The 26683-nt window shown below is 47.1% G+C and carries 26 protein-coding genes and 2 tRNA genes; 13 read left to right on the top strand and 15 right to left on the bottom strand.

All coding sequences use genetic code 11. The features are described from left to right. Nucleotides 1-99 precede the first annotated feature (99 nt). The 10 genes from HMPREF9944_RS05010 (at nucleotide 100) to HMPREF9944_RS04965 (ending at nucleotide 8318) form a co-directional block, all read left to right on the top strand. Nucleotides 100-173 (top strand) — tRNA-Met (locus HMPREF9944_RS05010). A gap of 321 nt (nucleotides 174-494) precedes the next feature. Then, a complete protein-coding gene (gene lysS / locus HMPREF9944_RS05005; RefSeq protein WP_044113381.1) occupies nucleotides 495-2234 on the top strand; it encodes a lysine--tRNA ligase in 1740 nt (579 codons plus the stop codon). Further along, nucleotides 2227-3222: an NAD(P)H-dependent glycerol-3-phosphate dehydrogenase gene (locus HMPREF9944_RS05000; protein WP_008564895.1), complete on the top strand. Its 996-nt coding sequence runs from the start codon at nucleotides 2227-2229 to the stop codon at nucleotides 3220-3222. The genes lysS and HMPREF9944_RS05000 overlap by 8 nt, the downstream gene beginning before the upstream one ends. 47 nt (nucleotides 3223-3269) lie before the next feature. Continuing rightward, a complete protein-coding gene (locus HMPREF9944_RS04995) occupies nucleotides 3270-4613 on the top strand; it encodes a glucose-6-phosphate isomerase (RefSeq protein ID WP_008564893.1) in 1344 nt (447 codons plus the stop codon). Next, entirely contained in the window at nucleotides 4613-5326 is a 714-nt protein-coding gene (locus tag HMPREF9944_RS04990; RefSeq protein ID WP_008564892.1) for an HAD family hydrolase, read from the top strand. Before HMPREF9944_RS04995 ends, HMPREF9944_RS04990 begins: the two co-directional genes overlap by 1 nt. 131 nt (nucleotides 5327-5457) lie before the next feature. Next, a complete protein-coding gene (locus HMPREF9944_RS04985; RefSeq protein ID WP_008564891.1) occupies nucleotides 5458-5637 on the top strand; it encodes a tetratricopeptide repeat protein in 180 nt (59 codons plus the stop codon). 35 nt (nucleotides 5638-5672) lie between these two features. After that, nucleotides 5673-5903 carry a 4Fe-4S dicluster domain-containing protein gene (locus HMPREF9944_RS04980; protein WP_008564890.1) on the top strand — a complete coding sequence of 77 codons (231 nt, stop codon included), beginning with the start codon at nucleotides 5673-5675 and terminating at the stop codon, nucleotides 5901-5903. A 14-nt stretch (nucleotides 5904-5917) separates the two neighbouring features. Beyond that, a complete protein-coding gene (locus HMPREF9944_RS04975; protein WP_008564889.1) occupies nucleotides 5918-7009 on the top strand; it encodes a 3-methyl-2-oxobutanoate dehydrogenase subunit VorB in 1092 nt (363 codons plus the stop codon). Continuing rightward, on the top strand, nucleotides 7002-7769 hold the full coding sequence (locus HMPREF9944_RS04970) for a thiamine pyrophosphate-dependent enzyme (RefSeq protein WP_008564888.1): 768 nt from the start codon (nucleotides 7002-7004) through the stop codon (nucleotides 7767-7769). The genes HMPREF9944_RS04975 and HMPREF9944_RS04970 overlap by 8 nt, the downstream gene beginning before the upstream one ends. A 12-nt stretch (nucleotides 7770-7781) precedes the next feature. Further along, nucleotides 7782-8318 carry a 2-oxoacid:acceptor oxidoreductase family protein gene (locus HMPREF9944_RS04965; protein WP_008564885.1) on the top strand — a complete coding sequence of 179 codons (537 nt, stop codon included), beginning with the start codon at nucleotides 7782-7784 and terminating at the stop codon, nucleotides 8316-8318. Nucleotides 8319-9090: 772 nt separating this feature from the next. Here HMPREF9944_RS04965 and HMPREF9944_RS04960 read toward each other — a convergent pair. Both HMPREF9944_RS04960 and HMPREF9944_RS04955 read right to left on the bottom strand, forming a co-directional pair. Then, nucleotides 9091-11409: an AAA domain-containing protein gene (locus HMPREF9944_RS04960; RefSeq protein WP_244861116.1), complete on the bottom strand. Its 2319-nt coding sequence runs from the start codon at nucleotides 11407-11409 to the stop codon at nucleotides 9091-9093. 616 nt (nucleotides 11410-12025) lie between these two features. Further along, nucleotides 12026-12619 carry a TetR/AcrR family transcriptional regulator gene (locus HMPREF9944_RS04955; protein WP_025829845.1) on the bottom strand — a complete coding sequence of 198 codons (594 nt, stop codon included), beginning with the start codon at nucleotides 12617-12619 and terminating at the stop codon, nucleotides 12026-12028. A gap of 220 nt (nucleotides 12620-12839) precedes the next feature. On the opposite strand from HMPREF9944_RS04955, the gene HMPREF9944_RS04950 reads away from it, so the two are divergent. Then, nucleotides 12840-12915, top strand: a tRNA-Met gene (locus HMPREF9944_RS04950). Between the two features lie 98 nt (nucleotides 12916-13013). Here the strand turns inward: HMPREF9944_RS04950 and HMPREF9944_RS04945 are convergent. From HMPREF9944_RS04945 to HMPREF9944_RS04930, 4 genes are all read right to left on the bottom strand, one after another. Further along, nucleotides 13014-13700: a GDSL-type esterase/lipase family protein gene (locus HMPREF9944_RS04945; RefSeq protein ID WP_008564882.1), complete on the bottom strand. Its 687-nt coding sequence runs from the start codon at nucleotides 13698-13700 to the stop codon at nucleotides 13014-13016. Nucleotides 13701-13705: 5 nt separating this feature from the next. Next, complete coding sequence (locus HMPREF9944_RS04940; protein WP_008564881.1) at nucleotides 13706-14710, bottom strand: M48 family metallopeptidase; 1005 nt, start codon at nucleotides 14708-14710, stop codon at nucleotides 13706-13708. 5 nt (nucleotides 14711-14715) lie between these two features. Then, on the bottom strand, nucleotides 14716-15276 hold the full coding sequence (locus tag HMPREF9944_RS04935) for a LemA family protein (protein ID WP_008564878.1): 561 nt from the start codon (nucleotides 15274-15276) through the stop codon (nucleotides 14716-14718). 150 nt (nucleotides 15277-15426) lie between these two features. Continuing rightward, nucleotides 15427-15861, bottom strand: coding sequence for a lytic transglycosylase domain-containing protein (locus tag HMPREF9944_RS04930; protein ID WP_008564876.1), 435 nt, complete (start codon nucleotides 15859-15861; stop codon nucleotides 15427-15429). Nucleotides 15862-16621: 760 nt separating this feature from the next. On the opposite strand from HMPREF9944_RS04930, the gene HMPREF9944_RS04925 reads away from it, so the two are divergent. Continuing rightward, the gene (locus HMPREF9944_RS04925) at nucleotides 16622-17956 is read left to right on the top strand and encodes an MATE family efflux transporter (protein WP_008564875.1); all 1335 of its coding nucleotides are present in this window, start codon (nucleotides 16622-16624) and stop codon (nucleotides 17954-17956) included. 89 nt (nucleotides 17957-18045) lie between these two features. Then, nucleotides 18046-20751 (top strand): 3'-5' exonuclease, encoded by a 2706-nt coding sequence (locus tag HMPREF9944_RS04920; RefSeq protein WP_008564874.1) that lies wholly within the window; start codon nucleotides 18046-18048, stop codon nucleotides 20749-20751. Nucleotides 20752-21007: 256 nt separating this feature from the next. On the opposite strand, the gene HMPREF9944_RS04915 is transcribed toward HMPREF9944_RS04920, so the two are convergent. The 9 genes from HMPREF9944_RS04915 to HMPREF9944_RS04875 all read right to left on the bottom strand — a co-directional run bounded on the left by HMPREF9944_RS04915 (nucleotide 21008) and on the right by HMPREF9944_RS04875 (nucleotide 26668). Further along, the gene (locus tag HMPREF9944_RS04915) at nucleotides 21008-21865 is read right to left on the bottom strand and encodes a Cof-type HAD-IIB family hydrolase (protein ID WP_008564872.1); all 858 of its coding nucleotides are present in this window, start codon (nucleotides 21863-21865) and stop codon (nucleotides 21008-21010) included. Between the two features lie 65 nt (nucleotides 21866-21930). Then, nucleotides 21931-22185 carry a glutaredoxin gene (locus HMPREF9944_RS04910; RefSeq protein WP_044113377.1) on the bottom strand — a complete coding sequence of 85 codons (255 nt, stop codon included), beginning with the start codon at nucleotides 22183-22185 and terminating at the stop codon, nucleotides 21931-21933. Nucleotides 22186-22203: 18 nt separating this feature from the next. Further along, entirely contained in the window at nucleotides 22204-22704 is a 501-nt protein-coding gene (locus tag HMPREF9944_RS04905) for a GNAT family N-acetyltransferase (protein WP_008564869.1), read from the bottom strand. Next, nucleotides 22701-22925: a DUF3791 domain-containing protein gene (locus HMPREF9944_RS04900; RefSeq protein ID WP_044113375.1), complete on the bottom strand. Its 225-nt coding sequence runs from the start codon at nucleotides 22923-22925 to the stop codon at nucleotides 22701-22703. The genes HMPREF9944_RS04905 and HMPREF9944_RS04900 overlap by 4 nt, the downstream gene beginning before the upstream one ends. A gap of 1 nt (nucleotide 22926) precedes the next feature. Next, the gene (locus tag HMPREF9944_RS04895; protein WP_008564866.1) at nucleotides 22927-23397 is read right to left on the bottom strand and encodes a DUF3990 domain-containing protein; all 471 of its coding nucleotides are present in this window, start codon (nucleotides 23395-23397) and stop codon (nucleotides 22927-22929) included. Continuing rightward, on the bottom strand, nucleotides 23394-23609 hold the full coding sequence (locus HMPREF9944_RS04890; protein ID WP_008564865.1) for a DUF3791 domain-containing protein: 216 nt from the start codon (nucleotides 23607-23609) through the stop codon (nucleotides 23394-23396). Before HMPREF9944_RS04890 ends, HMPREF9944_RS04895 begins: the two co-directional genes overlap by 4 nt. Nucleotides 23610-23669: 60 nt before the next feature. Next, nucleotides 23670-24158, bottom strand: coding sequence for a 3'-5' exonuclease (locus HMPREF9944_RS04885; RefSeq protein ID WP_008564864.1), 489 nt, complete (start codon nucleotides 24156-24158; stop codon nucleotides 23670-23672). Between the two features lie 35 nt (nucleotides 24159-24193). Continuing rightward, nucleotides 24194-24373 carry a DUF4250 domain-containing protein gene (locus HMPREF9944_RS04880; protein WP_019967940.1) on the bottom strand — a complete coding sequence of 60 codons (180 nt, stop codon included), beginning with the start codon at nucleotides 24371-24373 and terminating at the stop codon, nucleotides 24194-24196. A gap of 657 nt (nucleotides 24374-25030) precedes the next feature. Then, nucleotides 25031-26668, bottom strand: a complete 1638-nt coding sequence (locus HMPREF9944_RS04875; RefSeq protein ID WP_008564862.1) for a beta-N-acetylhexosaminidase — start codon at nucleotides 26666-26668, stop codon at nucleotides 25031-25033. Nucleotides 26669-26683 lie beyond the last annotated feature (15 nt).

Below are 26683 nucleotides of genomic sequence, written 5' to 3'. Positions count from 1 at the left end.
TCACCCTTAAAACATCACACAATTTTCTGATATTTTTTTGCGGTTTCAAAACTTTGTACTATCTTTGCACCCGCAATCGACAATCAAGTCGAATGTGATGGCGGGATAGCTCAGCTGGTTAGAGCGTCGGATTCATAATCCGGAGGTCGTGGGTTCGGGTCCCACCCCCGCTACATTCTTTCTCCCTGTAACCTATTGGCTATAGGGATTTTGTCTTTATAGGGCATGAAACTGGCTTGTTTGAGGTGTTTATACCTCTCGTGTGTGAGAGTTATTTAAAGTTTCTTACTCGGTTCTGCTTCCAAATCCTTACAAAACTTCATTGATAATAACAGAAAATCTCTGTAACTTTATCTGTGGTAATCATCGCTTCTATATATTTTGTAATTAATTGATTTACAACCATACTACTTAAAAAAACAATAAAAGCGGTGCATATTCGGAATAATTTATTAATTTTGCAATTGGAAAATAATGAATATTCAACTATAGACATGAACGTTTTAGAATTAAGTGAACAGGAGATTATCCGCAGACAGTGCCTCCAAGAATTGCGAGACATGGGCATCGATCCCTATCCTGCGGCCGAATTTCCTACGAATGCATTCTCAACCGATATCAAAAAAGAATTCAAAGACGACGCCGAACCACGCGAAGTAGTGATTGCGGGCCGCATGATGAGCCGCCGAATCATGGGAAAAGCCAGTTTCGCAGAGCTGCAGGACAGCAAAGGGCGTATACAAGTTTACATCTCACGTGACGACATCTGCCCCACAGACGACAAGGACCTATATAACAAGGTGTTCAAAAAGCTACTCGACATCGGTGATATCATCGGCGTGAAAGGCTTCGTTTTCCGCACTCAAACGGGTGAAATCAGCGTGCATGCACGTGAGATCAAGCTTCTCAGCAAGAGCCTTAAACCATTGCCCATCGTTAAATATAAGGACGGAATTGCCTACGACAAGTTCGATGACCCAGAGCTTCGGGCACGCCAACGCTATGTAGATTTGATTGTAAACGATGGTGTTAAGGACACCTTTCTCAAGCGTGCTACCATTTTACGCACTATGCGTAACTTCTTTGATGCGCACGGATATACCGAAGTAGAGACCCCTACGCTGCAGAGTATTGCAGGAGGTGCGAGTGCACGACCGTTCATCACACACTTCAATGCGCTTAACATCGACATGTATATGCGCATTGCAACCGAGCTTTATCTGAAGAGATTGATTGTCGGTGGCTTTGAAGGTGTATATGAAATCGGCAAAAACTTCCGCAACGAAGGCATGGACAAGTTTCATAATCCGGAGTTCACTTGCATGGAACTCTACGTGCAATACAAGGATTACAACTGGATGATGCGCTTCACAGAACAACTGCTTGAAACCATTTGTAAAGCTGTCAACAACGGAAGTACGGAAGTTCAGAACGGTGAAAATACGATTTCTTTCAAGGCACCTTTCCGCCGTTTACCCATTCTTGAGGCCATTAAGGAGAAGACCGGCTTTGACCTTGCAGACAAAGATGAGGAAGAAATACGCCGGATTGCCACCGTAGAGCTGAAGATGGAGGGCATAGATGAGAGCTTTGGTAAGGGAAAACTCATCGATGAAATCTTCGGTGAATTCTGCGAAAGCAGCTTTATTCAGCCTACATTTATCACGGATTACCCCGTAGAAATGAGTCCGTTGACCAAGATGCACCGCTCGAAAGCGGGGCTTACAGAGCGTTTTGAGCTTATGGTGAACGGCAAAGAGCTTGCCAATGCCTACTCCGAATTGAACGATCCTTTGGATCAAGAAGAACGCTTTAAGGAGCAAATGAAGTTGGCAGATAAGGGAGATGACGAAGCAATGGTCATCGATCAAGACTTCCTTCGCGCCCTCCAATACGGCATGCCTCCTACATCTGGAATCGGAATAGGCATCGATCGACTCTGCATGTTGATGACGGGTAAAGAGTTCATTCAGGAGGTCTTGCTTTTTCCACAGATGAAACCCGAGGCCAAAATGCCACAGAGCAGCGTCAAGGAATGGGCTGAATTAGGTGTTGAAGAGGCTTGGGTCTACGTGTTGCGCAAAGCCGGTTTCAACCTCATCAGCGACATCAAGGATGAAAAGGCACAAGGATTGCAACAGAAACTCGGCGAAATCAACAAGAAATACAAGCTGGATTACGAGAAACCCACAGTTGAACAAATCCAGAAGTGGATAGACATAGCGAATGCATAACTGCGGAAACATAGCCATCATCGGCGGCGGTTCGTGGGCTACGGCCATAGCCAAAGTCGTCGTAAAGCACACCCGACACATCGGATGGTACATGCGTCGGGACGACCGTATAGCCGATTTCAAGCGTTTGGGCCATAATCCAGCCTACCTGACGACGGCGCTTTTCAATGTCAATGAGATTGATTTTTCGAGCGATATCAATCGGATTGCACACGACTATGATACACTTGTGTTTGTCACTCCATCACCTTATTTGAAAAATCACCTGAAAAAACTCCATACGCCGTTGTATGATAAGTTCATCGTCACAGCCATAAAAGGTATCGTTCCCGATGAAAATCTCGTGGTATCAGAGTATTTCCATCGAGTGTGGGAGGTTCCTTATGCGCACTTGGCATGTATCGGCGGACCGTCACATTCCGAGGAAATCGTGCTCGAACGCCTCACCTATCTGACCATTGCCTGCGCTGATGCGGAAAAGGCTCAGGCATTTGCCGACGTTGTTGCAGGCGAATACATCAAGACAAAGACCTCGGCTGACATTGTGGGCATCGAATATGCAGCGGTGCTAAAGAATGTCTATGCCATTGCGGCAGGCATTTGCAATGGCTTGAAATATGGTGATAATTTCCAAGCCGTGCTGCTTTCTAATGCCATTCAAGAGATGAACCGCTTCTTGACGGCCGTCTATCCTGCCCAACGTAGCATCGACGACAGCGTCTACTTGGGTGATTTGCTTGTCACGGGCTATAGCAAGTTTAGTCGAAACCGCACATTCGGCAAGATGATTGGCAAGGGATATTCCGTAAAGAGTGCGCAAATTGAAATGGAGATGATAGCAGAAGGCTACTTCGGAACCAAGTGTATGAAAGAAATCAACAGCCAAATACATGTGGAGATGCCCATTCTTGATGCGGTCTACAACATCTTGTATGCCCGCAGCAATCCACAGATTGAAATCAAATTATTGACAGAAAGTTTCAGATAATCGATGACCTTGTATGCACATAAGGTCAGGATAATAACAAAAAAACAATGAAAAATATTAATTTAGACATCACGAAGGCAGCACAGTTCCTCAAAGCCGGAACCGTAGAAGCCTACGAAAGTCGAGTCAAGGCCGCTCAAGAAGCACTTGAAAACGGTACTTGTCCGGGTAATGATTTCCTTGGTTGGCTTCACTTGCCGTCAAGTATTACGCCTGCATTCCTTGATGAAATACAGGCTACGGCCGACATTTTGCGCGCGAAGTGCGAGGTTATTGTCGTTGCGGGCATCGGCGGTTCCTACCTTGGTGCACGTGCCGTTATCGAGGCTTTGGGCAACAGTTTTGCTTGGTTGCTACAGGATAAGAAGAATCCTACCATTCTTTTTGCCGGCAACAACATCGGAGAAGACTATCTCTTTGAGCTTACCGACTACTTAAAAGACAAGAAGTTCGGGGTCATCAACATCAGTAAATCGGGCACAACTACTGAAACCGCGCTTACTTTCCGCCTGCTGAAGAAGCAGTGCGAAGCCCAACGCGGCAAGGAAGATGCAAGGGATGTGATTGTTGAAGTAACTGATGCGAAGAAAGGAGCAGCCCGTATTTGTGCCGACAAAGAGGGTTATAAGAGCTTCATTATCCCCGACAATGTGGGCGGACGCTTCTCCGTTCTCACACCGGTCGGCCTGCTTCCGATTGCTTGTGCAGGCTTCGACGTGAAAGAATTGGTTGGCGGTGCACAAGAAATGGAACGCGCCTGTGGCATGAATGTGCCGTTTGCAGAGAATCCGGCAGCTCAGTATGCAGCTGTACGCAACGGACTTTACAACGCAGGAAAGAAGATAGAGATTGTCGTTAACTATCAACCCAAACTGCATTTCTTTGCAGAATGGTGGAAACAACTCTACGGAGAGAGCGAAGGAAAAGACCATAAAGGCATCTTCCCTGCGGCATGTGATTTCACGACTGACCTGCATTCGATGGGTCAATGGATACAAGAAGGCGAGCGTTCTATCTTCGAAACCGTCATCAGTGTAGAAGAACCGGAACGGAAACTGCTCTTTCCACACGACGAAGAAAACCTTGACGGACTCAACTTCCTCGAAGGAAAGCGCGTTGATGACGTGAATAAGATGGCCGAACTCGGTACACGTTTGGCACATGTCGACGGCGGTGTGCCCAATATTCGCATCAGTGTTCCACGCCTGAATGCCTACTACATCGGACAACTCATCTATTTCTTTGAGATCGCATGCGGCATCAGTGGCAACTTGCTTCAGGTGAATCCGTTCAATCAACCGGGGGTCGAGGCCTACAAGAAGAATATGTTTGCCCTGCTCAACAAGCCCGGTTACGAGGCAGAAAGCAAGGCCATCCGTGAAAGGCTCTGATGAATGACAGCATAAGACAATACTTAGAAAGACACGGCTTTGGGCATTTCAGCCCCAAAGCCGTGCTTTTTGATATGGACGGTGTGCTTTATGACAGCATGCCCCACCATGCCATTGCGTGGCAAGAAAGTATGAAAAGGTTTGGAATAGACATGACCGAAGCCGATGCCTACGCCACCGAGGGAGCAAGGGGTATTGACACTATCCGCCAAATTGCCACGCGCCAAGGCAAAGAGGTCTCTTTAGAGGAGGCACAACGCATGTATGACGAGAAAAGCCGCATCTTCCATGAGATGCCGGATGCCCCGATTTTCGACGGCGTCTTCGACATGATGGAGAAGATAAAGTGTGCAGGAATGACGGTAAACGTGGTCACCGGCAGCGGACAACGACCGCTTATCCGGCGTCTGCTCAACGATTTCGGCCGTTATCTTGACGAAAACCACATCACGACGGCCTATGATGTGAAACGGGGGAAGCCCTACCCCGATCCCTATCTCATGGGGCTTCAGAAAGCCGGAAACCTGAAACCATTCGAAGGAATCGTTGTCGAGAATGCTCCGCTCGGCGTCCGTTCCGGTGTTTCCGCAGGCATCTTCACCGTTGCCATCAACAGTGGTCCACTGCCCGATAAGGCACTTCTCGACGAAGGAGCCGACGTGTTATACGATAAAATGACACAGTTCCGTAACGAATGGGACAACTTTATTTAGATTTATGCACACTCTTTCGTGGCGTGCGCACTTTTAAGCAAAACTATTTTAATATAGCTTAAAAACTTACTTGATGTTTGTTGGATAGCCTTTGTAGGTAGTAAATTTGTTTTAACAAAGACATTAACGACATGACATCCGCAGATTATTACAGGCTCGGCAATGACTTTCGCCGGCAAGGTGACTTCAAACGTGCTATGGAAGCATATATGGAAGCCATCGCTCTTGACCCGGAAAGCCCTGCAGCCGAGGCTAAAAAGATGCTTGAAGACATCTATGTCTTCTATTGCAAGGACATGTATAATCCGTAAAAAGGTGTCGGCAACAAACATATATCAAAAACATTATGGGAAAAATAGTTGGTGCCATCGTGGTAAATGAGGAACGATGCAAGGGCTGTTCGCTTTGCGTTGTAGCCTGTCCGAAAGACGTTATCGCCCTGACTGACAGAAAAGTCAACGTAAACGGCTATCCGTTTGCTATAGCCGCACGCCCCGATGAATGCATAGGTTGCACAGCTTGCGGCATTGTTTGCCCCGACGGGTGCATCACGGTCTATCGAAAGAAACTCGAATAAACAAGATTGAAGCTATGGAAGAGAAAGAAATAAAACTCATGAAGGGCAACGAAGCCATCGCTCATGCAGCCATACGATGCGGTGCCGACGGCTATTTCGGCTACCCCATCACGCCACAAAGCGAAATCATAGAGACGCTTGCGCTACTCAAACCGTGGGAAACAACGGGAATGGTTGTGCTGCAAGCCGAGAGCGAAGTGGCCTCCATCAATATGCTGTATGGCGGAGCCGGAGCCGGAAAACGCGTGCTCACCTCCAGTTCAAGTCCCGGTATTGCCTTGATGCAAGAGGGCATTTCCTACATGGCTGGGGCCGAATTGCCGGGCGTAATCGTGAACGTTCAGCGCGGAGGCCCGGGCCTTGGGACCATTCAACCCAGCCAAAGCGACTACAATCAAGCCACTCGTGGCGGTGGAAATGGCGACTATAACGTCATCGTTTTGGCTCCGAATTCCGTGCAAGAGATGGCAGATTTTGTTGATTTGGCATTCACATTGGCATTCAAATACCGCAATCCGGCGATGATACTTAGCGATGGAGTAATTGGCCAAATGATGGAAAAAGTGGTGCTACCTCCGCAGAAACCGCGCCGAACAGAAGCCGAAATCCTGCGCGAATGCCCTTGGGCAACGACCGGAAGAAGCAGACATCGCGCGCCAAATATCATCACTTCGCTCGAATTGATGCCCGAAGTGATGGAGCAGAAAAACCTGCATTTGCAAGCGAAATACCGCCAGATAAAAGCCAACGAGACGCGATGTGAACTGACGAAATGCGACGATGCGGACTACTTGGTGGTTGCGTTCGGAAGCGCGGCTCGCATCGCTGAGAAGAGTATGGAGGTGGCCCGAGCCCACAATATCAGGCTCGGACTCTTCCGACCAATAACACTTTGGCCCTTTCCCGAAAAGGAATTGCAGAACGCCGCAGCTGGAAAGAAGGGCATACTTGTGGCAGAAATCAACGCCGGACAGATGGTCCAAGACGTCAGTTTGGCTGTAGGAAGCAACATACCCGTGGCACATTTCGGCCGATTGGGAGGCATTGTGCCCGACCCGGAAGAGATTGTTAACGCATTAAAGACTAAACTTATCGACAATGAATAACGACATCATATCACCCGAAAACCTTGTTTACGCTAAGCCGGAACTGATGAACGACACACCAATGCACTACTGTGCCGGTTGTTCCCATGGCGTTGTGCACAAGTTGGTGGCCGAAGTCATTGCCGAAATGGGCATGGAAGAGAAGACCATCGGCGTCAGTCCGGTAGGTTGCGCCGTCTTTGCTTACCGTTATATCGACATCGATTGGCAGGAAGCCCCACACGGTAGGGCCCCCGCTTTGGCTACAGGTATCAAGCGACTTTGGCCCGATCGGATCGTATTCACCTATCAGGGCGACGGCGATTTGGCCTGCATCGGAACGGCAGAGACCATACACTCGCTCAACCGCGGGGAGCATATCGCCATCATTTTCATTAATAATGCCATCTATGGTATGACGGGCGGACAGATGGCTCCAACCACTTTGCTGGGCCAAAAGACTGCAACTTGCCCCTTCGGTCGCGTGCCCGAGCTCCACGGCTACCCCTTGAACATCACCGAACTTGCTGCTCGTTTGGAGGGAACCTGCTATGTTTCGCGACAGAGTGTAGAGACAGTTGCAGCCATACATAAGGCAAAAAAGGCCATTAGAAAGGCATTTGAAGCCTCGATGAAAGGCCTCGGTTCGAGTCTTGTTGAGATTGTTTCCACCTGCAACAGCGGTTGGAAACTGACACCAGTCAAGGCCAACGAGTGGATGCAAGAGCACATGTTCGAGAAATATCCCAAGGGCGATCTCAAAGACACCACCTCACTTTAAACAACACAACGCATGAAAACAGAAATCATCATAGCCGGCTTCGGCGGTCAGGGCGTGCTCTCGATGGGCAAAATCCTCGCCTATTCGGGCCTGCTCGAAGGAAAAGAGGTCACATGGATGCCTGCCTACGGCCCCGAACAGCGCGGAGGAACGGCCAACGTGACCGTCATCGTCAGCGACGAACGCATCTCTTCGCCCATTCTCAGCACGTATGACGTAGCCATTGTGCTCAATCAACCCTCATTGGATAAGTTCATGCCCAAGCTCAAACCGGGCGGAACGCTCATCTACGACGGCTTCGGCATCGTCAATCCTCCCCAACGTAACGACATAACGACCTATCGCATCGACGCCATGGACAAGGCTGCCGAACTGAAAAATGCCAAGGTTTTCAACATGATCGTGCTCGGTGCGCTCCTCAAAGTGTGCCCCATCGCCAGTACGGAAGGCCTGCAAAAGGCCCTCTACAAAACACTGCCGGAGCGCCACCACAAGCTGATTCCACTCAACATGCAGGCCGTTGAAGAGGGAATGAAGCTGATTGAGTGAAGCGAGGGAGACCGAACTTGCAAAAAACATAAAAGAAAAGAAGCCTGCAAATGGCTTCTTTTTTATTTTTATAAGGTTCAAAATCTGTTTTCGTTTGTCTTATTCCTTTTTGTAATATACAAGAAGACAGTTCTATAAATTGAACTTTTCTCCTTTTAGATGAGTCAAGATTATCGTCTTATTTTGTCCGTTTTCTTTCCCTGTTTTTAACATTTCTTGACGCCATCAAATAGAAATGGAAAAATAGAAAACGGGAATTTCAAAACAATATTTCCATCACAAATCTGCTATTTCTGACATTCTGCAAAGCAATATTGCCCATTCTACTGCACTAAACAGCTCACTTTGTATGCTTAAATGACCCATTTGATAACATTAGATGGCCCATTTTGGTTTCTTATTCCAGTGATTTTACCTGTCGCTCTGCCCCGAAATCCGTTTTCAAAACAAATGAATTCGATAACTGGCCGTATGACAATGAATTACAAAATAGGCGCGTAACTCGCGTATTTCCGCCGCCGATGTTTCTCGATTCAAATACGTGAACAGGGCAAGGCCTATTATCAAAGTTTTTCATATAATGGGGCGAGATGCGCGTCTCTAACCATATACGTCCTTAACCATAATGTAGTCGGCTTATTATGCAGGCTATCCTTGGAGCACAGAAAATCATCTTGAACACCTGTTTATCATCGATTTTACATCAATTTGTCTCCAATGGTTTGCCATAGCACAGCAAGTTCTCTTTCCGATCAGCGGGAGTAGCATTGCATCATGCCTCATCAGGTGTGCCAATCCGACCAAGTTCGTTTGTCAACACAGCCTTCACTTCCTCGATTTCTCCGCTGCCAACCGTGTCTAACTCCAGCAACCGAATGCCCTTTGCACTGAGAATTGAGCGCTTTATAGCATCACGTTCGGCCTGTGCCGTGCCCTTATGGTGATAGGAAAAGCCATTGACTTCAATTGCAAGAACAGGCTGTTTGGTAACTCGGTTGCTAATAAGAAAATCCACATGAGCCATTGGGCTCGCCACAAAACGATGCTGTTTATCCGTCAAACCGGATAGGTCACGAATCAAATCATAGAGAGGATAATGCGGAAAAACATGCAGGACATTCCACACTTTATGTGTTTTCAATATCGTTAAAAGCACATTATAGGCAATATTCTCCGAGTCATAATCTGACACTTTGGGCTTACCTGCCAGATAATGCATGCGCTGTTGGGCATAAGATGAGTACAACAAGTCGAAAATAGAATGGAGTTTGCTCTCTACTATCACGCCATGGTACTGGATATAATTGATTAAATCGCCTATGACAGACGGCTTTGTCGTTTCATTTCCATTTGTTATCAAGACAAAACATCGCTTGGCACGCGACACAGCCACGTTGACAAGGTTCGGATTATCACAGAAATCGTCGTATTGACTCAAGACCGTACTAAAGACAATTGTATCCTTTTCACGGCCTTGATACTTATGAATAGTATCTATTTCCACAAGTTTATTGCTTATATTCCGTCGCAAAAGGTGCACTTGTCCACGGTAAGGAGTAATGACACCAAGGTCTTTTTCAAGCTCAGGTTCGGCCATTAAGAGATGTTGAAGCTCGTCGTTCTCACGCTGATTAAAGGTTTCCCATCGGCCGGATTGGCTATCATAAATCTTTCGATGTAGGTTTCCCGGCACCGTTTTTACCACCTTCATAGCCATTTCACCACCTTTTGAGGTTGACATAATAATGAGACTTCCACCATAAAACTTTTGATTACAGAAGTCAATAATAATCGGTTCGCAACGGTAATGCTCCCGCAATAAAATCTGAGGTGCGTGGGGTAACACATGAAGAACAGAAGACAGAAAGCTCTGTTCGAGACAATTATAGGCTTCGGGTATGCCAAACTCGTGGTTGATTTTTAGTAAGTTGGGCCTTTCCTCCTTGTCTACAATATGCGAAAGTTGCAAGACATCGCCCACAATGACGGCATTACGAGCAACCGATAAAGCCAAAACAGCCGAATCAACAGAGACCTGTGAGGCTTCATCCATGATGAGATAATCGAAGATATGACCGGGTAGTGTGTTCCGAGCAGAGAATGTCGTACTCAAAACAACAGGATATTCCTTTGCTATTTCATCAGATTTACGATAGAGGTCCTTGGATTCGAAGCGCGGTCTGATGTTTGCGTCCCTATATTTCAAGGATAAGCGGTGTTTCAACAAGGCCAAAGAGGTCTTTGTCTGGGCTTCCAATAATTCGTCGGCCTTTGTTTCTTGCAAGAATGTTTCAGCTGCTTCTATGTCACACTGCAGTTCTTTCAGTTTACAAACATAGTATAATGCTTTCATATCCGCCAACAAAACCTTTCTATCTTGAACATGCTTGATGGAATAGATGATGCGTAATAGAAATCTTCTCCTTATTTTATGGAGAAACCTAATGAGTCGCTTCAAAGGCGAATTCTCTGCCAACTCGCACGCTTCGGCTTCGCTTTCCAACTCCAACCACATCTTCATCAATCTGTCTGATGGGCCTTTTTTATAGCTTTCCAGCCGTATTTCATCATAGTTATGCTCTGATAAGAAATGAGATTGTTCGGTTAACAAGCTTTCCATTAAAAGCCTGTCTTGAGCCAATTGCTCTTGTTTGAGAAAGACGTTTCCTACTTTTTCGTTCAGGTCATGAAGTACTTTTGTCTCTTCATTGTAGTTTTTCAAACTCCAATCTCTCATGTCGGGATAGCCGACTTGCCCTTTTTCAATAAACAATTGCTGCTTTTCAGAGCGTCCCAAAGAGGTCACAAGAAAGCCAAACCCCACTTGTTCCAACTTCTCACGTACGTTTTCTACCGCCGCATTATTATTGCTAACAACCAATACCGACTTACCCGTTGCGACAATATTCGCAATGATATTCAGAATGGTCTGCGTCTTTCCCGTTCCCGGAGGCCCTTGAATAACACTGATTTGACTGCTGAAAGCAGACCGGACCGCTATCATCTGACTACGATTACTCCTGAAAGGAAACAGATAAATTCCTAAACCTTTATGCACTTTTAGCAGTGAAGGTTTAAGAAAAGTAGCCATTGTGCTGTCTTCTTCGATAAAGTTTAGCTGCTGATATTTTGTAAAAAGAGAAATCAAACCGGTCTCTGTTGGTATTGTATTTACGCTGGAGACCTCTTTAAAGTAAAGAAAAATGTGCAAAGCTTTCTTATCAGATAAGACTGATTTTTCTACTTTTAGATCGCTATCTTTATATTCTCTTATGCCATTATCAAACTCAAGACGATAGAACTTCTTGAAACCATGCGTGAAGACCCATGCTCTTTTGGGACTTAAACGCCTTTCTGCCCGAGTCAAATGGCTATCTTCTACGTTTATTTCAACAGACGAAGAGAGAAAAACAATGTCTCTCTGACGATAAGGAAAGGTTCGTTTATCAGAAAAAGTCACCCAAAAGACATTTCTATTATCTTTCTTGACAGACTTGATTTGAAATGTCTTAGGCTCTCCTTTGAGCAATATCATGTTAGAAGTTTCCATTTGGCACATCACCATTTCTGCAACAAGGCAACTCGTTTCTCTTTAATTCTACAATTTATTTGGCCAGAAGTGTCCATGCGAAGTATGCCAAACACATATTCTGACACAGAAATCACACGGGAAACTATACTTACATGGGGTAAGAAAAGGCAACATATCACCTTGCAATCGACTTACCCAAAGCACCGTAGACCACCTTGGCGACAAGCGGTTTACTGGTTTCCTCGGTCAGACCGTGGCCCAGTCGGCCATAGATGAACGGCACTTCAAGTCCCTTGATACAGTAGTGGGTAATGTCGGCCACGAGGTCTACACTGTCGATATCAAACTCACCGTCAGCCTTTCCCTCGGCATATACCTTGCGAAACAGTTCGATTTCGTCCTCATCGAAGTTCTTTCTCACTTTCTCCACCATCCAAATATTACGGAAAAACTCAGCGCGAAGGTTACCATTCCTTACTACCGTCTCACGAATCATACTCAGATGGGTGTAGATAAGTTCTATGATTTTATCCTGCGGACGCATCTTCATGCACGCCACTTCGTCCAACTTGTCAGACAAACGCTCCAATTCTGACTCAATGACCGCCGAATAAACGTCCTCTTTCCGATTGAAATAGGTATATAATGTTCGGCGTCCTTTGCCAGAAGCAACGGCAATATCGTTCATCGTCGTATTGGCAATACCGTTCTTGGCAAACAGTTGTCGCGCCACATCTACTAATCTTTGTCTTGTTTTTGATATTGACATATTAACTCACTTCAGCTTCCATTTGCACACAATAAACTATGTGTGCAAAAATAGAGCGTTTATTTTAAACGACCAAACAGATGGCATAAAAAATGAAGTCACACAAAAAATACACAGAAAAAATTTGGTTGTTACAGAAATATGCCGTACCTTTGCACTCGCAATCAAGAAAAGGGATTGAAATCAACATCATATGCTCTTGATTTGCAACGTTTAACATCGCGGAGTGGAGCAGTTGGTAGCTCGCCAGGCTCATAACCTGGAGGTCGCATGTTCGAGTCTTGCCTCCGCAACCAATATCATTCGGGAATGCTTATATAAGGCTTTCCCGAATGTTTTTTATCACATATCGGACAAGAGAGGGACACGATGAAAAGAGTCCCCAACCTCACCTCTACTCTTTCAACACATTCCTTACCCTGAAAGCCCACAGCTTATAGCCGACAGGTGTCAGATGCAAACCGTCAGAAGTGAGCGAACGACGCATCTCATTTGTACCATGATACACAAAATCCTTGAAGAGGTTAATATACGAAATATGGTTGCGCTCACAATAATGACGCAGTTTCACGTTCAGCATGGCCACGATATCGGTCTTGCCCTTCAAGGTTTCATAGCGATTGAAAGACTCATTGATGGGCAGCAGACTTTGTACATAGAGTTTGGTATCTGCGGCATGCACCCATATCTTGTCTATCATTCGCTGATATTTCTCGAAAACCCGATCGGCAGAGAGACCCTGACTGAGGTCATTGATGCCCATCATTACGATGATGACCCTGGGCTTCCGGGCAAGAATAGCGTCCAAACGGTTCATCACGCCATCGATGTTGTCGCCCATGATGCCCCGGTTGCGCACGTGTTTTCGACCAAGCAATTTGTTCCAATCGCCACCGAACTCCGTAAGACTGTTGCCCAACATAACGATATCTGTGCTATCGATGGCACGTTCCTTCGAGAATACTTCCATACGATTGCGGTAATGTTCGGTATTCCAAGTGTCTTGTTGACCATGACTTTGCAATGGCGAGCACAACATAGCAACAAGAAGGACGAAACATTTGATGATTGACGAGTGCATACGCTTCAGAATTGTTCAAGAATGGCAATGCGTTTTTCCGTATCCGGGTGCGTACTGAACAACGAATTCATGAAACTCAACAGCCCTTGCTTCATTTCGTCGGGCTGAATGATAAAGAGTTGGGCCACATCTGCCCGCTTCACGTTGTCAAGTCCGGGATTACCCGATATCTTGCGCAATGCAGATGCCAACGCAAGTGGGTTACCACAAAGCTCGGCTCCACCTGCATCGGCCATATACTCACGCTTACGGGAGATTGCGAAACGGGTGAGCAAGGTGAAAATGTAGGCGATGGCACAACACACGACGCCAATCAGCAAGATAAGAACGATGGATAGACCGCCACCTTCCTTGTTGTTACCGCGTCTACGACCACCACTGTGCCACAACGACTGATACATCATCTGCACGGCAAGCGACATCATAGTCGAAACGATGCCGACGAACACGATACTCGTCACAAGTAGCTTCGTATCATGGTTGCGGATATGCGTTAACTCATGGCCCAAAACGCCAGCCAGCTCATCGTCATCAAGCAGGTTCATCAGTCCGGTTGTAACCGTCACGGTATAACTCTTTGGATTGATGCCGCTGGCAAAGGCATTCAGCTGCGGATCATCAACGACATTAATCTTCGGCATGTCCATATTGCAGGTCATGCAAAGGTTTTCCACAATGTTATACAGACGTGGATTCTCTTTTCGGCTGACCGGACGGGCCCCAGTGGCCTGCTGAATCATGGACACATTGCTGAAATAGGCTACGGTAAACCAAACCGAAACGCCGACAATAATCCATGGAACCGTCGTGATGAATATTTGGTTCACCGTGTTGACATCCAGCCGATACACCAATTCGTCGTATTCATTATAAGATCCGCTACCGAAATAAATCAAGGCTGCAAGAAAGACCCAATCCATGACCAAGATGATGACCGGGAACATCAGCAACAACACGATGCTCAGCGTGTTGTTGCGCCTGATTTGGGCCTGCATTCCTACATATCTCATAGGTATCAGAACTTAACTTCGGGTGCTTTATCCATTTCCTCGCGCTGTTCTGTGGGTATTTCAAACATCGTTTCTTTCTTGAATCCAAACATACTTGCAAACAAGTTCGAGGGGAAAGTCTGCACGGCATTGTTCAACTCACGCGTGGTAGAATTAAAGAACCTGCGCACGGCAGCCAACTTATTCTCTATATCCGACAATTCGTTCTGCAACTGAAGGAAATTTTCATTAGCCTTCAGCTCTGGATAAGCCTCCAAAGAAACTTTCAATCCCGACAATGCACTCGTCAACGCATTCTCTGCTGTGATTTTATCATCAATACTCGTGGCATTCATCGCAGCCGAGCGTGCAGCAGTCACACGCGTAAGAACCTCTTTCTCGTGATCGGCATATCCCTTCACCGTTGCAACCAACTGCGGCACCAAGTCGTGACGCTGTTTCAACTGCACATCAATGTTCGCAAACGCATTCTCACGATTGTTCCTCAGCTTCACAAGATTGTTGTAAATCGAAATTCCCCAAACAACAAGTAGCACAATGACTACCAAAACAATGATTCCTGTCATAATCTAAATCTTTTAATTGCACTTCTAACTACAAAAATAAGACAAAAGTTGCTGAAACGGAAACTATATTAAGATTAATTAGCAAGAAAGAAGAGCACAAAAAATAAAGCCTGACTGTTATTAGCAGTCAGGCCTTATCAAAATATCAGGCTATTTCAAAAGATTCATAACCTTCTCAAAGTATCGTTGCGTCTTCTCCACGCTGAAATGAATGCCACCGTTCCACGATCGAATCGCAGTCTCGATGCTGTTGAGCGGATTGTGATACGATTGTATCAGCAAAAACATTTCCTTCGATTTCGCAATGCTGAAGCGATCAGACAACTTATATCTTCTTTTACTTTTCCTTTTCTTAAGTATCTGATTACATTCAGCCACTAAAATCGGAGTAATCTGCATTGCACCAACAGAAGAACCACTCCTCGCACGTCTATTTCCGTTACTCTCAACTTGGATGATAGCATCCATAATCGGATTCCAATCAACCTTTTTCGCATTTTCCGCCGGTTCCGCTCCACAGCAGAACACAGGGAACAACATCATTACACTAAATATCAACAATACAATCTTGTTTTTTCTCTTCATACTTATTATTTTATGGAGCCTGAGTAATAAGGAAAGCAAAATACCCGCGATCAATGTCTGTGTGAGAAAAAGTTGAAACAATGACCTCAGCCCCGTTAGATACTAAGTATAGCACAATAAAAGATGTACTATTCTCTTTATTTATCGCCTGCAAAGATACGACTTTCCAGTCGAAAACAAGTAAGAATGCCACTAAAAAAACTAAAAACAAGTGAACACTCAAGTTAGAAGCGCAATTTCTTAATGGGTGGTCGTAAGAGTTGATCTCCCTGTTGGAAGCAGCCCCGGCGGGGCATTTAACTTTCCTTTTGGTTTAGCGTTTGCCCCAGCCGAGCATTTAACTTTCCTTTTGGTTTGACGTTTGCTCCAGCCGGGCATTTAACTTTCCTTTCGGTTTAACGTTTGCCCCAGCGGGGTATCTAACACCTATTATGTTTTGACGTTTGCAAGAAAAACTTTCCCTTTACATTTTTTATCTTCTTCCATGGAAGACGAACTTTCTCTTTACATTTTACTATCTTCCGAGCCGTCGGACGGGCGTTCTTTTTTCGTTTTCCGTTAATCCGATTGCTTTAGAGACGCAGTTTTTCCTGTTTCTCTCCATGGGGCTTATATCGAACTCACATAGGGGGTAGAGCGCAGCACGAACTTCCTCATCATGGCAAAGCGCAAGTATGGGGCCATGCTTTCAACAATATCGGATGGAAAAGTTGGCTTCGTCAGAAAATAATCGTATATTTGCCATACCATCTGTCAATTCATGCAACGCGAGGACAATTTTACGTTCCTTACCGAGGAACCGATACCGAAAGTGATTGGGACAATGGCCGTCCCGACCATCATATCGATGCTCATTAGCAATCTGTATAACATCGTTGACACTTACTTCGTGGGCCAAATCGACACGCAAGCCACGGCTGCTGTGGGCATTGTTTTCTCGTTGATGTTTTTCATTCAGGCTTTTTCTTTCTTCTTTGGCAACGGTTCCGGCAATTATATCTCGCGTCAGTTGGGGGCCCGGAACCGTGAAAGTGCAGAGCAAATGGCCAGTACCGCACTCGGCTATACCCTCATCTTCTCGATAGTTCTTGTGGTTCTTGGTCTGCTGTTTCTCGACGAAATCTCCGTCATCTTAGGCAGTACACCCACCATTCTGCCCTACACGCGTCAATATCTTGGCTTTTCTCTGCTCGGAACCCCATTTCTTATGTGCACGCTTTGTATGAACAATCAGATGCGATTTCAGGGCTATGCGCGTTATTCCATGTATGGAATTATTGTCGGAGCTCTGCTGAATTGCATGCTCGACCCACTCTTTATCTTCGGTTTGGACATGGGGATAAGGGGTGCAGCCATAGCCACTGTGATTGGCCAGATAGTTGGTTTTGCGGTGATGTTTCGCATGAGTCTGCACAAGGATATCATTCATTATACGCCCCGAAACTTCTCACATCGTTGGCTGTTTGTCAAGGAAATCATCGCTGGCGGCACTCCTTCCATCTCGCGACAAGGCCTTGCAAGCATAGCCACTATCGCCTTGAATGTGAGTGCATCTCAGTTTGGTGACGCCGCAATTGCAGCCATGAGCATCGTCAATCGCATTGTGATGTTCATCTTTAGTGTCATCATTGGACTTGGACAAGGCTATCAACCGATGTGCGGTTTCAGTTATGGTGCCCGGCATTATGAACGTGTGAAGGCCGGATTTTGGTTTTGCGTGAAGGTCGGAACGGCTTTTCTTCTCTTCTGGTCCGTGGTGCTTTTTGCCTTCAGCGACCGCGCTATCGGACTCTTCCGCAATGATGTTGACGTTATATCCATAGGTATTCCCGCCCTGAGATACCAGCTTTTGAGCTTTCCTTTCTGGTCTTTTATGATTATGGCCAACATGATGATGCAGACCTGTCGCAAGACATTACAGGCCAATATTCTTGCGGCTTCGCGCCAAGGGCTGTTTTTTATTCCCTTGATACTTGTGCTTCCGCATTGCTTCGGCCTGTTGGGTGTAGAGATATGTCAGGCTTGCAGCGATTTTGTTTCGCTACTCGTGACCATTCCCATTGTCTTTTCCGCCTTTCGGGAGATGCATGTTTAGCGGAGATTTTTTGTTCGGTAGAAATCAAATGAGGAAGGATTTACCTTTTTACTTTTACTTTTTCACCTTTAAATATTATCTTTGCAAGCATGAACAACACTTTTACGCCTGACCGTTCACAAGAGAAAGTCATCAAATTATCCGAGGGTTACCACCTTATTTTGGCCGCTCCGGGTTGCGGAAAAACGCAGATACTGGCCGAACGTGTGGCACGTGCCCATGCCGCGGGGGTGACTTTCGCCGACATGTTGTGTCTTACGTTCACCAATCGGGCTGCACGTGGCATGCAAGAACGGGTGGGACAGCGGCTCAACGTGGCTGCCGACGATCTCTTCATCGGCAATGTTCACCGCTTTTGTTCGCGCTTCTTGTTCGACAAAGGTCTTGTTCCGGCGTCCACATCTATCATTGATGACGACGACGTGTTGAGCATCCTGTGTGACTTTGCGGGTGATGACGAGGGGCAAGTCGGGGCAAACTATCGGCGCCGCGGCCGATATATGGAGGCCATGCAGCTTTCGCATCTCATGTTTCAGATTGAAAATGCGCACCCACGCGACCTGCGTATGCACCCCGATTGCTTGTCGTCGGACGATATTCAGGCCTTGCGAACCCTCTGTAAAGCGCAAAACAAGGATTTCACGGCATCCATGATGAGCGACATTTATGCCCATGCCGATACCTATCGTGACGCTTGCAGCGACCTCGGAGCGCAACAGTTGGTATTCAATATGCTGCAAAAAATGCAGCTGGCCCGCCGATATGAACGCTACAAAGCAGCTAACCGCCTGCTTGATTTCGAGGATATCCTGTTGCTGGCTTATGAACATCGCGACCTGTTGCCACGTTATCGGTGGATTCAGGTGGACGAGGTTCAGGACTTGAATCCCTTGCAATTGGCCCTCATCGATGCCATGACGGCCGACAACGACGAGCAGAAAGTGTGCGTGATTTACCTTGGTGACCCGCAACAAAGCATCTTTTCGTTCATGGGGGCCAAGCTGTCAACGCTCGATTTTCTGCGCAATCGCTGTGCAAACCAAATTCATTCGCTCGACCGAAACCATCGTTCGCCGAAGTATCTGCTCGACCTTTTCAACCTATATGCGGCCGAACAGCTTGGTATTCCGGCCGATTTACTACCCTCGACCGACTACGATCCGCCCGTGATAGGCAACGAATTGCAACTTTATCCCTCTGACACTATCGACACGGAGTATATGGATGCCGCCCAACAGGCAGCGCGTTTGCAGCGTGATTTCCCCGAAGATACTACGGCTATCATCGTCAATTCCAACCATGATGCCGACGGAGTGAGCTCCGGTTTGAAGCAATTGGGTCTGCAACATTTCAAGGTTTCGGGCGATGATCTCTTCGCTTCGCCGCAGATAAAACTACTTTTTGCCCATCTTTCCGTGATGAACAATGCCCATAACTTTATTGCTTGGGCGCGCATTCTTGAGGGCATGCAGGTGTTCCGCACACCGAATGCCGCGCGAAGGTTCGTGCGTTCGTGTGCCGACAGAGCTCTTCTGCCGAGCGACTTCCTGCGCGATGACGGGCAAACCTATATCGAAAGGTTCGTCAATGCCTATGAGAATGAGACGATAACCATCTTTGATACCGAGACAACAGGGCTTGATGTGCATTGCGAAGACATCGTACAAATCGCTGCTGTTCAGCTGAAAAACGGAGCCATTGTGCCGGGTTCTGCGTTGTCATTTCACTTGGAAAGCGACCGCAAGATACCCGAAATGCTCGGCGATATCGTCAATCCTATCATCGAAGAACGCCGCCATCAACGACTTCTTCCACGCAAAGAGGCCCTGCAACGCTTCGTGGATTACGCCCGTGGAACAGTGCTTTTAGGACACAATGCCGACTATGATATTCACATTTTACACAACAATCTATTGCGCGAAATGTCCGAAACGGCCTTGCCAAAAGAGCTGGAGGACTATCTTGACAGCCTGGAACTGATTCGTTTGCTACGCCCCGGACTTCGACAATATAAACTGAAGTATTTGCTCGAAGTGTTGCATTTAGAGGGAGAAAACAGCCATCTGGCCGATGCAGACGTGGGGGCTACACGTTCATTGGTGACCTTTTGCCATGATAAGGCAAAGGAAATCGTGGCCGAACAGCAGCGGTTCTGCGAGCAAAAAAGCGTGCAGGAACGGATTAGCGTCCTAAGAAACAACTATCTTCCCCACTATCGTCACACGCTTGCCCAACTGTGGCAGGAGTCGGGAAAGGCCGATATACTGGTCGAAGAAATGCGCTATCTCTATCGGACATGGGTTGAAGAGCATCTCATTCAGCCCCTGCCAACGGTGGATTATATCTTCCGTTATGTGGCTTCCGACCTGCTTCGGCCCGACGAATCAACAGCTCTCGGTGAGCAGATAGGGCGTCATATCCTCGAAATGAACACGCTGAAAGAGGCTGACCTCTGCGGAAGCAAGACGATAGATGATAAGATTTTCGTCACAACAGTGCACAAAGCGAAAGGTTTGGAGTTTGATAATGTCATCGTGTTTGATGTGATTGAAGGGCGTTATCCCAACTATTATGGCTTGCAAAACCCGTCACAAGTGGCCGAAGATGCACGTAAACTCTATGTTGCCATCACCCGAAGCAAGAAGCGATTGATGGTGATGCAAAGTTGTTTCCGTGTGGATTACCATGGTCAACGCAAGCCTGTTGCGCTGTCACGGTTTGTGGAATGCATCAGGAAAAGGCTGATACAGACACCTACAAACACCCACCCCGACCCTTCCAAAGGGAGGAAGTAGGAGCTTATTGGCTTACGTAAGAGGTATTAAACATGTTATACTGAATGGTCATTTCAGTGCATTTCTCCTATTATGAATGCGTCTGTACCTATAAAATGCGTTATATCGAATGACAATTCCCGATTTTTTTAGTCGTAGAGCGTGTAATATCGCTCATCAAATGACACATATTACATTCTTCAAACAGGCCTGCAAGCTATCACTCCCTCCCTTTGGGAGGGTCGGGGTGGGTACTTGGGAGGGCCGAGGTAGATATTTACAGCACGTATTTCTCGACTACTTGCGCCACACCGTCATTGTCGTTCGACAGCGTAACGACGTCGGCTATCTCTTGAATGTCGCGCGGTGCGTTGGCCATGGCCACGCCCAAGCCGGCAAACTTTATCATTCCAACGTCGTTATAGCTGTCACCGCAGGCGATGATTTCCTCGCGATCGATGCCTAAAGTGGCTGCCAATCGCTTGAGAGAATGCCCTTTATCGATGCCCAAAGGGACGCATTCAAGGAAGTTATCCATCGAACGATAAGCGCTGATACGGCCCTTGAGTATCTCTAATATACGTTGTTCAAGTGCGCAAAGTGGGGCAGGCTCACCCACAATCAGACACTTATTGATAGGATAAGTAATCTGGTTCAGAAAGTCATCACACTGCACAATGGACATCTTATTGATGCCCGCTTCCAACTTCACATAGCGGTCTTCGCTGCTTGTTGCTACGATTTCGGCTCCCTGATGCACGAGGATTTGCAGCCCGGCCCGCATGGTTTCATGGTAGAGTACGGGCACAACGTCCGGGTCGAGCTTGTGTTCAAACACTACTTTTCGCGTCTTGCAATCTACAATCTTGCCGCCATTGAACGCCAAGATGAACCCACCATGCCGCTCCAATTCCAGTTCTTCGGCCACCGGCATGATGCCATACGTGGGCCTACCCGATGCCAATACAATCCTCGCGCCACGCTCTTGCGCCTCCATCAAAGCTTCCTTGGTCTTCGGCGTAATCTTTTTCTCGCTGTTGGTCAGCGTGCCATCGAGGTCAAGTGCGATTAAGAGTCTCCCTCGTCCCCTCTGAATGGAGGGGAAACCTGAAGCATCCGATGTCTTTATTTCCATATAAATATCGTTTAAAATAATAGTGTAAGTCTGTTCTCCGCTCCTTTAGAGGAGGTCGGGAGGGCCTACAATGGTTCCAATCCCACGTCTTTTGACATCAGCGTCACGCTGCCATCTTCGCGCACATAGCATGGAATGCAGACGTCGCCCGTGGCTTTTTCTTCGTCAAAAGCGGGGTCATTGTCGCGCAAAGCGAGGAATTCTTTCATGTAGCGCACGTTTTCTCCGATGTCGATCACCTTGAATTCGGGGTTGCCTTCCACCTGCTTCATCACGTGAGCGCAGTAGGGACAGGACTTCATTACATACATTTTTATCATTGTTTCTTAGGGTTTGGTTTATAAAACACGTTCAAAAGCCAGTCGCATACCGCGTGGCCCATAATCTATCTTTCCACATTCGACAAAGCCGAGTCGTTGCAACAGACCGCGCATCTCGCGGTTGTCGTGGTTCGTATCCACCTTGATGCTGTAGATATCCTGCTGTCTGCACATCGCTTCCACACCTTGGAAGAACTGCTTCGCCAATCCTTTCCCACGCGCATTCGGGCTTACTGCCAACCGATGAATGACCATATAATCACCCTTAGTTAGCCATTCGGCCGTGCATTGTTCGTAAGCCGGCTCACCATTTTGGGCCACAACGCCATACGTTTTCACGCCATCTTCGTCGGTCAAGACATAGGCTTCGCCGCTTTTTATGTCTGCTATAATCAGATCACGCGAGGGATATTCCACCGTCCATTGATGCCTTCCGTCGGCCATCATCTTCCATCTTGCCGCGTCAATCAGCCTCCAACACGCGTCAAAATCTTGTAAATTGGCCTGTCTGAACGTCATGGTTGCGGTGTTGTCAATGCTTTTTCTTCAATCAAGAATTCGTCTATGAGGTAGCGGTCGCTACGACAATGTAGATCGGCCACGCCATTTTGAATCAGTTGAAAGGTCACGGAATGATAGAATCTGTCCATTGCTTCCTCCAAAGATATGCCCATTTGTTCGGCAATACCCTTGATGATGCGTGCATATTTCATCTGCAATACGATTTGTTTTGCGTCCATTTTAAATCTCCTCTGCATCGATGAATGAAAGAAATGCATCTATTAAAGCCTGCTTCAAGAAGCAAATCTGATGGTTGGGCTCTTCGAATCGAAGTCTTTTAAGGGCTTCGTCTCGACTGATATCCTGTGATAGAAACAAGTCAATCGTGCGGAATATCCGGTCGTTTGCAATGCCTCCTTCCACGCAGTCATAAGAAACGACGGAGCGTTGTCGGCGGTTTGCCGTGATAAAGTCGAGCCATTCGGCATCGTAGGCCGTGAACTTTTTGATGTTTTTTGCCTGCCATCCGTCGCTTAATTCATAGACATTAAGAAACGCCTGCTGCTTTCTTAACTTGAAACGTTCGCCATATTTAATGGCTTGTTCACGCAAGACCGTGACGTAAAAACCCTGCCCGAAATCTAAAGCCACGCGCGAATGGAGCGTATCAGGACGCTTGATAATCGTGTTTGAAGCATGATATACCTTCATTCAATCACTCCTTTCTCTTTCATATACCCCAGCAAATCATCGGCAATATAGTCGCTGCTGAAGGTGTGGAGCACTTCGTATGCCTTAACGATATAGTCGTCGAGAATGCTACTTTCCTTCAGTTTGTCATACACATCACGTTGGTTCATGCCCAAACGGCAGGCAAGAAGTCCGATGCAATAGGTTGTAAAGTCAAGTTGTTCGTAGGTCATTACCACCTTATATTATATAGGCAAAGATACGGAGAAAGTTCCGAAGTTGCAAGAAACGGGCTATAATATCTGCAAAGCAATGGCGGCACAAGCCTCGGCATCGGCAAGTGCGTGATGATGGTCGGTCAGGTTGTAACCGCATCGGGCTGCAATCACGTCGAGATTGTGGCGACCTTGAGGCCAAACCCGGCGCGACTTGGCAAGCGTACAAAGGAAAGGATAGTCGGGATAGTCCATTTGATAGCAACGGAAAACGGCCTTTAGGCAACGCTCATCAAAGGCTTTATTGTGGGCAACCAGCGGCAGTCCGGCGATGAGGGGCTCCACTTTGCGCCACACTTCGGGAAAGACGGGGGCGCAATCTGTGTCATTTTGCGTCAATCCATGCACGCGGGTATTCCAATAAGTGTAGTAATCCGGTTCGGGATGAATGAGCGAATAGAAGCGGTCGGCAATCATTCCGTCGCGTACAACGACCAATCCAACGGAGCAAACACTGGTGCATTCGCCGTTGGCCGTCTCGAAATCGATGGCTGCAAAGTCTTTCATTACGTTGCAAAAGTAATGATTCTCAAGGTTTCTGTCTACCAGAATTTCTTGTGTGCCTTGTCATATTTGAAGCCGGCGGCAGCTAGTTTCTTTTCGAGTTCTGCGCGGTCGACGTTCATATCGTCGCACAGTTCGTCGAGCGAATGATAGTTATCGCGCAGCAACATGTTGACCGCACCGAACAGAATCATGGGGTCATTGGGTAGTTTATCCATCTTTCGACTTTTTATGTGGTTGATATCTATCTGCAAAAATAGCATAAATAATTCGAATGGCAGCCATTTAGTGTTCAAAATGATGACCACATTTCGATTTTATTGATGTTTTTATCGTACAAAAAGGCAGTGGTGGAGATGTAGGGACGCACGGCTCGTGCGTCCGCCCAGCGCAGCAAAAACAACTTTTCCACCCATTTACGCATCAACTGTCAATTGAAATTTGAGCGGACGCACGAACCGTGCGTCACTACATGCATTCGAGCAGTTTGTCCTATCGACCTTTTATGTATCAATATGGCTGTGATTGGGGTGTAGGGACGCACGGCTCGTGCGTCCGCTCGGCGCAGAACAAGCAACTTTTCCACCCATTTACGCATCAACTGTCAACTGAAATGGAAGCGGACGCACGGACCGTGCGTCCCTACATGCATTCAAATGGTTTGCAATCTCAGCCATATTACGCAGTAAAATGAGCCATATTGCACGGTAATCTCAGCCATATTGCGCGCTAAAGTGGCTGAGATTGGAAAGCAAAAGGACAAGACAAGAAAACCGGAAGCCCTATGCCAACGCCTTATAGAAGCGTTGAACACGGAACCTCCGGACATGGTTTTCAAGCAATAATTGTATGTCTAACCTCTGAAATACTGTTGTTTACCACTCAATCCGATTATGGTTGAAGCGTTCTGGCCAAAGGTGGAGCGCATAGACGTAGTGATGAAGGTCGTAGATGGCAGCCATATGGTCTACCCGTTGCTTGAAGTTATTGAAGTTTTTTAGCTCATTCGGGGTCCATTGCACCTCGCAAAGGGCAGCCATACGCGGTAAAACTGCATACTCGGCACGGTTGGGATAAGCCACATACTCACTCCAAAGGTTTGCTTGTGCGCCCAAAATATGCTTGCGAGCGTCTGCAGGCATCGTCTCAGGTGCAGGGTCTAAACTGTAAACCTTCTCTACCGTGAGAAGCGGATGCTGTCCTTCGGGCTCCGTATTCTCGTCTTTATTCTGCCCATAATCAAAGTAACAGTGTGAAGTGGGAGTCATAATGACATCGTGTCCCAGCTTTGCACCGCGCTCTCCCGGCTCAATGCCGCGCCAACTCATGATGGTTGCGCTCGGATTGATGTCACCTTCGAGGATTTCATCCCAACCAATGATTTTTCTTCCCTTGCCGTTGATGTACTTTTCTACGCGGTTGGTGAAGTAAGCCTGCAGCTTATTGAGCTTCAAGTTCTGTTCGGCGGCGACCTTTTGACATTTCGGACATTCTCCCCAACGCGTGGTTGGCGTCTCATCTCCACCGATGTGGATATATTTCGCAGGGAAAATATCGGCCACTTCATCAATGATGGCATTGACAAACCGGAATACTTGCTCATTACCTAAGCAGAGCACGTCCTTATAAATGCCCCAAGCGTGGCCCACTTCATAAGGACCTCCCGTACAACCAAGCTCGGGATAGGCGGCCAAGGCAGCCTTCATGTGGCCCGGCATGTCTATTTCGGGAATGACAGTGATGTGCCGTTGGCGCGCATACTCCACGATATCCCTTGCATCTTGCTGCGTATAGAACCCTCCATAAGGCTGTCCGTCGTCGACATCTGTATTGTGTCCCATGATGGTGCCTGTGCGTTTGGAGCCAATCTCCGTCAGTTTGGGATACTTTTTAATCTCGATGCGCCAGCCTTGGTCGTCAGTCAAGTGCCAATGAAAGGTGTTCATGTTGTGGAGTGCCAGCAGATCTATAAACCGTTTCACGAAATCTACCGAGAAGAAATGGCGTGAACAGTCGAGCATCATGCCCCGGTAAGCGAAGCGGGGTGCATCGGTTATCTCTGCAGCCGGCAGCATAATAGGCTCCGAACTCCCTGCTTTGATGATGGGAAGTGACTTACGAAGCGTCTGAATGCCATAGAAAATGCCGGCCGGGGTGCGCCCGCTGATGACCAGTTTCTTGGGAGAAACGGAGAGTTTATAGGCCTCGTCGCCTTGCATTTTCGGGTCGATTACGAGCATGATGGCTGGTGTTTTTACCTTGGAAGAGCTGCCGACAGAGAGCGACAGCCCCGTTGTTTCCTTGATATAGTCGCAGAGGAAACGTGCATTTCCCTGCATCAAGTCGTCTGACGAAGTACAAATAATCTGCGTTGTCGGCAGCAAATGGAAAGGATTTCCTTTACTCATCGTGATTTGTTTCGGCAGCGGAATGACGTGATAGTCGGCTTCTGCCGCGCCAACCTGCAGGAGAGAAGCGCAAAGCGCCATTACCATAAAGATTCTTTTGTGCATAAATAGGTTTTTAAT

This window comes from Segatella maculosa OT 289 (genome assembly GCF_000243015.1).
GTDB classification, from domain to species: Bacteria; Bacteroidota; Bacteroidia; order Bacteroidales; family Bacteroidaceae; genus Prevotella; species Prevotella maculosa.
This window is presented reverse-complemented; position numbering and strand designations above follow the sequence as displayed.